This window comes from Asanoa iriomotensis (assembly GCF_016862515.1).
Taxonomy (GTDB): domain Bacteria; phylum Actinomycetota; class Actinomycetes; order Mycobacteriales; family Micromonosporaceae; genus Asanoa; species Asanoa iriomotensis.
The window spans coordinates 1-10776 of record NZ_BONC01000124.1 but is presented as its reverse complement, the minus strand read 5'-3'; the positions used below and the strand labels follow the sequence as shown (position 1 = coordinate 10776).

At 74.8% G+C, this 10776-nt stretch carries 10 protein-coding genes; 4 read left to right on the top strand and 6 right to left on the bottom strand.

What is annotated here, in order from left to right; genetic code table 11:
- Nucleotides 1-46: 46 nt before the first annotated feature.
- The 4 genes from Air01nite_RS39405 to Air01nite_RS39390 form a co-directional block, all read right to left on the bottom strand.
- Nucleotides 47-1777, bottom strand: a complete 1731-nt coding sequence (locus Air01nite_RS39405) for an ABC transporter ATP-binding protein (protein WP_203708528.1) — start codon at nucleotides 1775-1777, stop codon at nucleotides 47-49.
- Nucleotides 1774-3447, bottom strand: coding sequence for an ABC transporter ATP-binding protein (locus Air01nite_RS39400; RefSeq protein ID WP_203708527.1), 1674 nt, complete (start codon nucleotides 3445-3447; stop codon nucleotides 1774-1776). Before Air01nite_RS39400 ends, Air01nite_RS39405 begins: the two co-directional genes overlap by 4 nt.
- A gap of 65 nt (nucleotides 3448-3512) precedes the next feature.
- The gene (locus tag Air01nite_RS39395) at nucleotides 3513-3914 is read right to left on the bottom strand and encodes a nitroreductase/quinone reductase family protein (RefSeq protein WP_203708526.1); all 402 of its coding nucleotides are present in this window, start codon (nucleotides 3912-3914) and stop codon (nucleotides 3513-3515) included.
- 3 nt (nucleotides 3915-3917) lie between these two features.
- The gene (locus Air01nite_RS39390; protein ID WP_203708525.1) at nucleotides 3918-4949 is read right to left on the bottom strand and encodes an NAD-dependent epimerase/dehydratase family protein; all 1032 of its coding nucleotides are present in this window, start codon (nucleotides 4947-4949) and stop codon (nucleotides 3918-3920) included.
- A gap of 98 nt (nucleotides 4950-5047) precedes the next feature.
- Between Air01nite_RS39390 and Air01nite_RS39385 the strand changes: the two genes are divergently transcribed.
- Both Air01nite_RS39385 and Air01nite_RS39380 read left to right on the top strand, forming a co-directional pair.
- Nucleotides 5048-5233, top strand: coding sequence for a hypothetical protein (locus tag Air01nite_RS39385; RefSeq protein ID WP_203708524.1), 186 nt, complete (start codon nucleotides 5048-5050; stop codon nucleotides 5231-5233).
- A gap of 76 nt (nucleotides 5234-5309) precedes the next feature.
- Complete coding sequence (locus Air01nite_RS39380; RefSeq protein WP_239091276.1) at nucleotides 5310-5681, top strand: hypothetical protein; 372 nt, start codon at nucleotides 5310-5312, stop codon at nucleotides 5679-5681.
- 2 nt (nucleotides 5682-5683) lie between these two features.
- Here the strand turns inward: Air01nite_RS39380 and Air01nite_RS39375 are convergent, their stop codons facing one another.
- Both Air01nite_RS39375 and Air01nite_RS39370 read right to left on the bottom strand, forming a co-directional pair.
- Nucleotides 5684-6214 carry a hypothetical protein gene (locus tag Air01nite_RS39375; protein ID WP_203708523.1) on the bottom strand — a complete coding sequence of 177 codons (531 nt, stop codon included), beginning with the start codon at nucleotides 6212-6214 and terminating at the stop codon, nucleotides 5684-5686.
- A 120-nt stretch (nucleotides 6215-6334) separates the two neighbouring features.
- Nucleotides 6335-6907 carry a GNAT family N-acetyltransferase gene (locus tag Air01nite_RS39370; RefSeq protein WP_203708522.1) on the bottom strand — a complete coding sequence of 191 codons (573 nt, stop codon included), beginning with the start codon at nucleotides 6905-6907 and terminating at the stop codon, nucleotides 6335-6337.
- 114 nt (nucleotides 6908-7021) lie between these two features.
- Between Air01nite_RS39370 and Air01nite_RS39365 the strand changes: the two genes are divergently transcribed.
- Entirely contained in the window at nucleotides 7022-8284 is a 1263-nt protein-coding gene (locus tag Air01nite_RS39365; RefSeq protein ID WP_203708521.1) for a DMT family transporter, read from the top strand.
- A gap of 489 nt (nucleotides 8285-8773) precedes the next feature.
- Nucleotides 8774-10741, top strand: a complete 1968-nt coding sequence (locus Air01nite_RS39360) for a prolipoprotein diacylglyceryl transferase (RefSeq protein ID WP_203708520.1) — start codon at nucleotides 8774-8776, stop codon at nucleotides 10739-10741.
- Nucleotides 10742-10776 lie beyond the last annotated feature (35 nt).

Genomic DNA, 10776 nt, shown 5'->3' with positions numbered 1-10776 from the left:
CGACGCCTGGGCCCGTCGCAGGCCGCGTTGATCGGCAGGACACGCCCTACCGGTGCCAGGCCGCCCAGAGGGTGGCGTAGGCGCCGCCGGCGGCGATCAGTTCCGCCGGCGTGCCGATCTCGACGATGCGGCCGTGTGCCATCACCGCGATGCGGTCGCAGGTCTGTGCCTGGGTCAGGCGGTGCGCGACCACGATGGCGGTGCGGTCCTGTAGCAGGGCCGCGCTCGCCTGGTCGAGCTGGCGGGCGCCCGCGCTGCCGGCCTCCGCGCTCGCCTCGTCCAGGATGACCACCGGCGGGTCGACCAGCGCGATCCGGGCCAGCGCCAACTGCTGCGCCTGGCTCGCGGACAGCGGGTGCTCGCCGTCGCCGACCCGGGTGGCGAGGCCCGCCGGCAGCGCCGCCACCCACTCGTCGGCGCCGACCAGCTTCAGGGCGGCCTGCAGCTCCTGGTCGGTCGCCTCGGGCACCGCCAGCCGCAGGTCGTCGGCGAGCGTGCCGGCGAAGACGTGCACCTCCTGGGTGACCACGCCGACGAGGCGGCGCAGCTCGTCTGGCGCCAGTGAGGCGATCGGCTTGCCGCCCAGGCTGGCCGAGCCACCCGACGCCGGGAACACGCCGCCCAGGATGGCCGCGAGCGTGGTCTTGCCGGCACCGCTCTCCCCCACGACCGCGAGCGACCCGCCGGCCGGGACCTCCACCGACACGTCGTGCAGCACGGTCGGCCCGTCCAGGTAGTGGTGCCGGATCCCGGTCGCGACGACGGCGGTGGCGACCCGTGGCGGAGCCGAGCCGGCGCGTGCGGGCAGCGACAGATCGGCGACGCCGACCAGCCGGGCCAGCGCGGCACCCGCCGACTGCACGTCGTTGAACGTGACCAGCAGCATGCCGAGCGGGCCGAACAGGCGGTGGAAGAGCAGCGCCGCCGCCGTCACCTCGCCGACCGTGCTCGCGTCGGCGCGGACCAGCAGGAAGCCGGTGAACAGCACGGCGGAGAGCCCGATCGCCTCGGCGTAGTTCATCACGTTGGCGAACCAGAGGAAGCCGCGCACGGCCCGCAGCCGCGCGTCCACGGCGCCGCGGGACGCCTGCTCGACGCGGGCGCTCTGGCGGTCCTCCATCCCGTACGCGTGCACGGTCCGCGCACCGTTGAATGTGGACAAAAGGCTCTGCGTGCGCACCGCGACCGCCCGCCGCTCGGTGGCGTACCGGGCCTTCGCCTGTGGCAGGAACCGGCGCAGGGCGACCACGTACACCGGGAACACGACGAGGAACGCGAGCGCGATCCGCCAGTCCAGGGTGGCGAAGCCCGCGAACGTGATGACCACCGTGACGATCGCGCCGAACACCTGGGCGGCGAGCTGGGTCGCGTCGGTCACCTGCTCGACGTCGTCGGTGACGCGGGACGCCACGTCGCCGGCGCCGGCGGCCTCGAGCCGGGCCGCGTCCATCCGCAGCGCGTGGTCGAGCACCTCCTCGCGCAGGTCGGCGCAGGCCCGGATGCCCCACTCGGCGACCAGCCAGCGGGCGACGCCGGTCAGCACCGCCGCGGCCAGACCGGCGACCAGCGTCCAGGCCGCGAGGCCGAGCAGCTCGTGCGTGCCGCCGCGGGCGATCACCAGGTCGACGATGCGGCCGAGCAGGATCGGCACGATCACGGCGGCCACGCTCGCCGCCGCCGAGACCAGCACGGCGAGCACACCGAGCCGCGGGTGCCGGCGCAGCTTGCGGCCGAAGGCGCGGGCGGTCGCGCGCCCGCTCGCGATGGGCAGAATCATCGCAACACCACATCCGCGTACGCCGGAACGGCAAGAAGATCCCGATGCCGTCCCGTGCCGGCGACCCGGCCCTCGGAGACGAACACCACGCGGTCGCACCGGTCGAGCAGCGGCGCGCTGGTGGTGACCAGGACCGTGGCCCGACCGGCCCGGTGCCCGCTGATGCCCTCCGCGATCGCGTGCTCGGTGACCGCGTCGACCGCCGTCGTCGGGTCGCGGAACACCATCACCGGCCGGTCGGCCAGCAACGCCCGGGCGACGGCGACCCGCTGCCGCTGACCGCCCGAGAGGTTGGTGCCGTGGTCGAGCAGCGCGTGGTCGAGCCCGCCCAGGTCGCCGGCGGAGGCCGCCGCCATGGCCGAGGCCATCGCGGCGTCGTCGGGTGGCCCGTCGTCCGTGCGTAACGCCTCGCGCAGCGTCTCGCCGAACAGGTCGACGGCGTGCGGCTCGACGAGCAGCACCCGGCGCAGGGAGGCGATGTCCAGCTCGGTCAGCGGCACGCCGGCCAGCGTCACGGCGCCGCTTTCGGGTTGCCGCGCGCCGGCGAGCAGCTCGGTGACGGCGTCCGCCGCGGCTATCTCGCTGGTGACGACGCCGAGCAGCTCGCCCGGCCGCACCGTCAGGCTGACCCCGTCGAGGCCGGTCGTGTGCACGTCGTCGAGCACGACCTCGCCCGGCACCGCCGCCACGTCACCGGACCCGGCCAGCTCCGGCGCCTCCAGGACCTCCGCGACGCGGGCCGCGCTGGCCCGGGCGGTGGCCAGCCGGAAGACGCAGTCCGCCAGATTGAGCACCGGGTCGGTGATGAACGCGGCCAGGCCGACGATCGTGATGAGCTCGCCGATGGTGATCCGCCCGCGCAGCGCGAACCAGCCGGCGAGAGCGGCGACGACCGCGATCAGCAGGCCGGTGGTGAACGTGGACACGCTGACGAACGCGGCACCGGCCTTGACCGCGCCGACGTTGGCGCGCAACGACGTGCGGCTGGCCAGCCGGTAGCGCCGGGCTGCCTCCTCGACGCCGCCGAACCCGCGCAGCGGCCGCAGCCCGGTGAGCAGGTCCGACGCGGTGCCGGCGGCCTGGCCGAGGGCCTCCTGCCGAGCCGAGGTGTGCCGCTCGACCAGCGGACCGAGCGCGTTGAGGGCGAGCACGAGCACCGGGATGCCGACCACCAGACCGATGCCGAGCGACCACTCGATCCGCAGCAGCACGACGGTCGAGACGATGAGGCCGATCGAGGCGGACACCACCCGGCTGCCCAGCTCCAGTAGCTCGGCAGCGCCTTGAGTGTCGGAGGTCGCGATGGACAGCAGCTCGCCGGTCTGCCGGTCGGTGCTGATCCCGCGCCCGGTGACCACCCGCCGGACGACCCGCAGCCGCAGCAGGTGCGCCTCTTCCAGCTCGGCCTTCGACAGGAACCAGAGCCCGGTGCGCCAGCCCATCGTGAGCGCGGTGAACAGCGCGAAGACGCCGAGCAGCGACCACACCATCGCCGTCACGGACCCGGTGCCGACGGCCTGGTCGACGACCAGACCGATGGCGACGGGCACGAGCGCCTCGCAGAGCTGGTGCAACGACCAGAACCCGGCGGTCAACGCGACCCCGCGGCGCTGGCGCCGGAACATCCCACCGATCAGCCGGCGGGTCGCGCCGCCCGTGGCCTCCGTCATCCCCACCCCAACCTCGACAAGTTAGGAGAGGCTAACTTGCAGACTCCCGCGGCGTCACGCGCGTTTCAGGTCACGTCGAGATCGATGCGGACCGTGACCGGGTCATTGTCGGAGAGCGCGGCGGTCGTTACGCAGAGCCGGCGGGCGAGGTTGGTCTCGCCGATGGTCCGCCGGCGCGCGACCGGGTCGTCGTCGGGCAGCACCCGGGCGGTGCCGGTGCGCCAGCGGCCGCGGCTCACCTTGACCCGCACGTGCGGGTCGGCGTCCAGGTCGCGCACCCAGTCGGCCCGGCCGTCGACGGCGACGAGCCAGAACACGTCGCCGTCGAGACCGTCGCAGATCGGGGTGTGCCGGCGCTTGCCCGTCCGCCGGCCGGTCGTCTCCAGCAACGCGTCGCCCGGGATCGGCAACCGCAACGCCCACGCGAGCCGCACGACCGGGTTGACCAGCGCGTTCAACCCCACCATCGGTCAGTGCCCGGCCCCGGCCGGCCGCAGTGCGGCGGTGGGTGCGCCGGCCCGGTCCGCCAGCCCGGCGAAGAGTTCGTCGATCGCGTCCAGCGCGTCGGTCCGGGGCTGCCAGCCGAGTTCGGCGACGGCGCGGGCGGAGGACAGCAGCGGCATCCCGGCGACCAGGTCGATCCAGCCGGGCTCGACCGGCTGCAGGCGGGCGTGCCAGGTCACGCCGGCCGCGGCCCGCAACAAAAGCAACGACACCGGGACCACCCGGCCCCGGTAGCGGCGGGCCAGCGTGGGGCCGTCCAGCACCGGGTCCGCGGCCACGTTGAACGCGCCGCGCACGTCGGCGAGCGCGGCACGCACGTACGCGTCGGCGACGTCGTCGGCGTGCACGCCCTGCACGCGCAGGCGTGGCGCGCCGGGCACCAGCGGCAGCCGGCCGGAGCGCAGCAGGCCCAGCGGTGCCAGCGGGCCGATGAACAGCCGGGCGATCTCGGACGCGGCGGCACGCTGGAAGGTCAGCGCCGGCCGCATCCGCACCACCCGCAGCGTCGGGTACGTGCCCTCGACCTCGTCGAGCAGTCGCTCCACATGCGCCTTGTCGCGGCTGTAGGTGGACCAGCGCACGCCGGTCACCGGCCACGACTCGCCGATCTTGTAGTCCTTCGGTCCCGGCGCGTACGCACCGACCGAGGACGCGACCACGAACGCGGGCACGCCGGCGCGCGCGACCGCCAGCGCCACGTTCGCGGTGCCCTGCACGTTCGTACGCCGGATGCCTGTCCGGTCGTGGCTGGGTTGGATCTGCCAGGCGAGGTGGATCAGCGCGGCGGCGCCCTTGGCGGCCTCGGCCACCGCACCCGTCGCACCCGGGCGGCCCACGTCGACCGTCCACCAGTCCACACCGGCGTAAGGCGCGCCGGCCGCCGCGTCCGGCACCCGCCGGGCCACGCCGACGATCTCCGTCACCGAGGGTTCCCGCGCCAGCCGGCGCAGCACCGCCGAGCCGACGTTGCCGGACGCTCCCACGACCACGACCTTCATCCCCGGCGACTACCCCGTGCGGCCCGGATGATGCGCATAGTCACCCGCCGAGGGGGTATTAGGGACACCATCTGTCGCATCGAGGGAGGAACGCCGCTATGTTCGCCACCGCCGTCCGCCGTTGGGCCATCGTCGCGGTCGCCCTGCCGCTGGCCGCCGCCGGCATCCGCAAGGTCAGCCAGGTCGTCGAGGCCCGCCGCGGCCCGAGCGGCATGACGAAGGGCATGCGACAGGTCGCCGACGCCCTCGGTGCCGGCCGCCGCCGTCGCCGCCACTTCTTCTGATACACAGTTTCTGAGTCCACAGTAGGGCGTGACCCCACCTGAACCCTCGGTCACGGGCGTCAGGGATCATGGGGTGGTGAGTTTCGACCTTGTTGTGCTCGCTGCCGGCACCGCGGCGTCCCTCGACGACGTGCGGGCGATGGCGGACCGGTGCGCCGGTCGGTCGCACGACGGCGGCGAGCCGGACCCGCGGATCGCCGCCTTCCACGGCGATCTGCGGGCCGCTTTCCCGGACCTGTCCACGCACGAGGGTGAGTCACCCTGGGTCACCAGGCCGCTCGCCGTCGGTGTCGAGCACGTCGCGATGTCCATCGCGCACACGCCGCTCGGTGACGACGCGGTCGAGTTGGTGCTCCAGCTCGCGCAGAAGCACGGCCTGGTGGTCTACGACCCGCAGGCGGACGAGGCGACCGGGCTCGGCGGCGACTACGCCGGCCCGGCCGACTGACCTCAGATCTTCGTCACCACCTGACCGAGCACCTCGACCAGCTTCGCCTGCGGCACGATCTGCGGTGCGGCGAAGATGACCAGGCGCAGGTCGGTCTCGTACGGCACCGTCACCGCGACGACCCGGAACGCGTCCTTGACGTAGCCGACACCGGCCGTGCCCAGGTCGTCGACCGGCGTGGTCTCGACCCCGCTCGCGGCGGCAATGGTCTCGATCGTGCTCTCGGCCTTCGCCGACTGGTCGGGCCGGGTCGAGACGGTCAGCGCGAACGGCTCCTGCCCGTCCTTCCCGTACGCGCAGCTGTAGGCGACCTCGCCGTCCGACTTGTCGACCGGCAGCTCGCGCGCCTTCAGCGTGGACTTCGACGTGGGACCGAGCACCTTCATCACCGTGGCGGCGGACAGCAGCTTGCACGCCGAGGTGACCTTCGCCAAACGTGCGGGTGCGGTCGACGCCGGCGGCGCCGCCACCCATTCGCCACCGGTGGCCGGCTCACCTCCACCACAGCCCGCGGCGAGCACGGCGACAGCCACCAGCAGGACAACCCCGTGAGAGCGGAACAAAAGAAACAACCCTTCCCCGTGTACGGAAGCCGGACACTCCCGGCACCTTCCGGGGTACTAGCGCCGTAAACCCGGCGGGCGTCACCTCGGTCAGAGGTCGACGCGGTAGACCGCTCGGCGCAGAGTGGGCCGGGCGACCTCGACGAAGCCGGCCGCTTCGAACATCCCCGCCGTGCCGACGTGCAGCTCCGTCAAGAGCACCTTCTTCGTGAGGATCGGGTACCCCTCGACGGCCCGGGCTCCGCCCGACCGGGCGTGCGGCACCGTGGCCCGGGCCAGCTCGCCGGCCACACCGCGCTTGCGGAAGCCCGCCCGGGTGACGAAACACGTCACCGCCCACACCGTCTCGTCGGCCCTGTCCTCCGTCCGGTCCAGCCACGGCACGCGCTGGTTGCGGACCATCCCGTGGTACGCCGGGCGGGGTTCGACCGCGCACCAACCGACCGGCTCGTCGTCGAGGTACGCGACCAACCCGGACGGGTCCTCTGCCTGGGCGCGCAGGCGGTCGACACGCTCGGCGACCGGGAACCCGGCGAAGTGCTCTCGCGGATTCAGCTTGTACCGCTGGCACTGGCAACCCGCGGCCGCGCCGCGACGGCCGAAGACGGTCTGCAGGTCGGTGAAGGGCACCGAGTTGGACGCAACGGTGGTGACGGTCGGCATCCGGCACATTCTGCCCGGCCGTGTCCAGACGAGCGATGAACATCCGATGACCGGTCGGGCGCGGGCGGCTACACCCGGCCCGAGCTGTGAGATCGTTCGCGGCGGGAGGTGCGGATGCTCGTCGTCGTGCTGCTCGCGCTGGCGGCCGCCGTCCTCCTTTCCCTGGCGGCGGCCCTGCAGCAGCACGGTGCCCAGCGCGTCGCGCGGTCCAGCACCAGCCGGCGCGGCCCGCTGCCCCTCCTGGGCGTCGCGCACCGCCTGGTCCGCTCGCCCACCTGGGTCACCGGGCAGGTGGCCAGCGCCCTCGGTGCCGGCGTGCAGGGTGCCGCGTTGCACCTCGGTTCCGTGGCTCTCGTGCAGCCCCTGCTCGCCACGCAACTGCTCTTCGCGCTGCCGCTGGGCGCCCGCCGCACCCGGACCTGGCCACGGACCACGGACTGGCTGGCGGCGACCGCGATCGTCGGCGCGCTGACGCTGTTCCTCACCGTCAAGGGCGCGATCCCCGCGCACGGCCACTCCGATCCCGACCGCGTGCTGCTGGCGACGGCGGCCACCGCGGTGCTGGCCGGGTTGCTGGTGGGTGCGGCCGCGAAACGCAAGGACCGCTTCGGGTACGCGACGCTGCTCGCCGTCGGCGGCGCGCTCTGCTCCGCGCTCAGCGCCGTCCTCCTCAAGGTGGCCGGCGAGAGCGTCACCGAGCACGGGCTGGCCAGAACCATGACCGACTGGCCCGCGTACGCGCTGGTGGGTGCGATTCTCGGCGCCCTGCTGCTCGGCCAGCAGGCGTTCGCGTCCGGCTCGCTGGCCGCCGCCGTGACCGCGGGGTCGGTGACCAACCCGGTGGCCAGCTACCTGCTCAGCATCGTGGCCTTCCACACCGCCCTGCCGCACGGCGCGGGTCCGCGCACCGCGCTGGCCGGCGCCGCCGTGTTGCTGCTGGTCGGGGCGTGGGGCCTGGCCCGCTCGCCGCTGACCTCAGGCGGCCAGCCCGATCCGGGGCGCCGGCGTGCGGAGGCCGGCGAGCATCGGGAGGCTCTTGCTGATGACGCCGGTGACGCCGACCCGCGTCGCCTGCTCCAGCGCCGCCGGCGTGTCCACCGGCCACGCGAGCACCACGTCGGTGGCCCGGCGCAACTCGTCGACCACGGCCTCGTTCAGCAGCCGCAGGCGGATCGACACGCCGTCCACCCGGCCGCGGCGCAGGCGGGCGCGCAGGCGGGCCAACTGCACCGGGTCGCTGGCGGACAGGACGCGGCGCACGTGCGGCTGGCCGGCGAACGCGTCGAGCATCGCCCACTGCTTGGTGCACACCGCCACCGGTACGCCGCACGCGTGGTCCCGCAACGCCTGCGCGACCTGCGGCGCGACGGCCAGTGACGGGCCCTTGAGGTCGAGCATCAGCCGCGGGTCGCCGGCCGCGGCGGCCAGCAGGTCGGGCAGCGACGGCACGGCCAGGTTGCGCCGGCGGTTGACCTCGGTCCATTGCTCCCAGTAGAGGTGCGGGCCGATGGCCTTGCGGTGCCGGACCTCGAGCACACCCCGGTAGAGGTGCACGTCGGCCTCGACCAGGTCGACACCGGCGGCGAGCGCGGCGCCCAGGCCGGCCAGCGTGTTGCCGGCCCGGTGCGCGACGGAGAGCAGGCTCATGACGCGCAGGTTAGCGGTCGAGAGATGCCCAACCGCCGATCTATGGGCGTCCGCAGGTTGAGCAAACGGCGAACCGGCGGTGACGCCAGATGTGAGACGGATTCTCCGGATTCTCATCTTTTGTGCCGTGGTTTTCCGGCAATATCGGCCGTACAGGCCTGGACGGGTCGCGTGTCCGGCTCGGTGCCGATGTTACGGGCGTTCTTACGGGGGATCACGATGAAGAAGCGTGCGCGGCTTGGTGCCGTGGCAGTGATGAGCGCGATGGGCCTGCTCGCGGGCGTGCCCGCGTTCGCGCGCGTGCAGTCGGACATCAGCGGCACGGGTACGGACATGTGCGCGACCAGGGACTCGCCCGCGGGGCCGCCCGCGGGGCCGCCTGCCGACTCGTCCGACGAGTGGGCCGAGCCGTCGCCCGGTGGCGAGGTCTACCTCGACCCCGCGCCGACGGACGTGCCCCTGCCGCCATTGACCGCACCGGTGCCGGGCGCGCCGCCCGGAGCCGCGCCGGCGCCGCAGCCGTCGGGGGCGCTGCCGGTCGCGCCGGACGCGGGGCCCGGCGCCGCACCGCTGAAGGAGCAGCCCGCACCCGCGCTGACGCCGACACCCTCGCCCGAGCCGGCCGCGACCGGGGTCGCCCCGCTGGTCGCGCCGGCACCGACGGCGACTCCGACCGCGGACCCGGGCCTGGCGCCCGCGGTGCCCGGCGTGACCGTCGCGCCCCAGGTGGCCCCCACCGTCGAGCCGACGGCCCCGGGTATCGCGCCCACGACCGCGCCGCCGGCCGCCGCCGTGGCTCCCGGGTCGACGGCCACCCCCGATCCGGCGCCGTCCGGTGTGATGCCCCTCGCGCCGGACCCCAGCGCGCTGCCCGGCCCGAGCGCCCTCCCGGACCCGACCGCGCTCCCCGACGCGACCGCCCTCCCCGATGCGACCGCCCTCCCCGATGCGACCGCGCTGCCGGACCCGACGGCCACGGCCGACCCGACCGCGCTGCCTGACCCGAACCTGTTGACCGACCCGAACCTGCTCTCCGACCCGAACGCGCTGACCGACCCTGGCCTGCTCACGGACCCGGGGCTGCTGCCTGATCCCGCCGCGACCCCGGATCCGACCGCCACACCGGACCCGGCCGCGGGCGCCGGCGGGATCGGTGGCGGCGCGGCCGAGCCGGGCGCGCCGGCGGTCGTCCCCACGGCGACCGCCACGCCCGACCCGGCGGCCGGCCTGACCCCGGAACCCACGGAGACACCGGAGGCCGTGGCCGGCCTCCCGGCGGGCCCCACCGCCGTGCCCGGCCTCGCGGTGGACCCGGGCGCCGAGCCGTACGCGCTGTCCGCTCCCCCGGTGCCCTATGGCGCACCCGGCCTCGCCGAAGAGTCGGACGCCGTGCCCGCCGACCCGAACGCGCTGCCCGCTCCTCCGTTGCCCTACGGCGCACCCGGCCTGCCGGGGCAGTCCGTGGTGGTGCCCGGGGTCACCCCGACCGCCGAACCGCCTGCCGCCGACCCGTACGCGCGGGTCGCGCCCGAGGCCGTGCAGACCCCGTCGGGGCTGCCGGACCACAGTGGGTGGAGCGTCGACGACGGCTCGACGCCTGACCGGTCGTGGCCCGGCGACGGCACGACCGCGGGCGGCGCGCCGTCGGTCGAGACGTTCCAGGCGCCGGACGCCTGCGAGCCGGGCGAAGAGGAGGAGGCCGCACCGGACCCCTACGCCGAGGGCTTCAGCGACGGCTACGACGAGGGCTACCAGGCGGCGCTGGCCGAGCACGGCCTGGCGGAGCCGGAGCACCAGGACGAGGAGGAGTACACGGAGCCCGACCCCGAGCCCGACCACGGCTACCAGGAGGAGGCCGAGCCGCAGCGGTCCTGGCACGACGAGCCGGCAAGACACGAGGAGCCGGCCGCCGCTGAGCCCGCCCGGCCCGAGCCGGTCAAGGCCGAAGCCCCCATGCTCACGGAGCCCGCACCCGGCGACGTCGGCGCGCGCGTGGGTCGACCGGTCACCGAGCAGCCCGCCGCCGCCCCGTGGGGCCCGGACGCCGCCGCGCAGTCCGACGACCCGTCCGCCCCGACCATGGGCTGGATGCCCAGCACCGGCGGCAGCGGCGGCGGCGGCGGCGCCGAGGCGACCGAGCAGTCCGCCAAGAAGGCCAGGACCGCGACGGCGCCGGCAGTCGGCTAGGGGGTGTCTCGTGGATCAGGGTGGTGCGCCGGCGA

Excerpts from the sequence above, each read along its gene's own strand:
- Air01nite_RS39405 (WP_203708528.1), bottom strand. The coding sequence starts at position 1,777 with ATGATTCTGCCCATCGCGAGCGGGCGCGCGACCGCCCGCGCCTTCGGC.
- Air01nite_RS39400 (WP_203708527.1), bottom strand. The coding sequence starts at position 3,447 with ATGACGGAGGCCACGGGCGGCGCGACCCGCCGGCTGATCGGTGGGATG.
- Air01nite_RS39395 (WP_203708526.1), bottom strand. The coding sequence starts at position 3,914 with ATGGTGGGGTTGAACGCGCTGGTCAACCCGGTCGTGCGGCTCGCGTGG.
- Air01nite_RS39390 (WP_203708525.1), bottom strand. The coding sequence starts at position 4,949 with ATGAAGGTCGTGGTCGTGGGAGCGTCCGGCAACGTCGGCTCGGCGGTG.
- Air01nite_RS39385 (WP_203708524.1), top strand. The coding sequence starts at position 5,048 with ATGTTCGCCACCGCCGTCCGCCGTTGGGCCATCGTCGCGGTCGCCCTG.
- Air01nite_RS39370 (WP_203708522.1), bottom strand. The coding sequence starts at position 6,907 with ATGCCGACCGTCACCACCGTTGCGTCCAACTCGGTGCCCTTCACCGAC.
- Air01nite_RS39365 (WP_203708521.1), top strand. The coding sequence starts at position 7,022 with ATGCTCGTCGTCGTGCTGCTCGCGCTGGCGGCCGCCGTCCTCCTTTCC.
- Air01nite_RS39360 (WP_203708520.1), top strand. The coding sequence starts at position 8,774 with ATGAAGAAGCGTGCGCGGCTTGGTGCCGTGGCAGTGATGAGCGCGATG.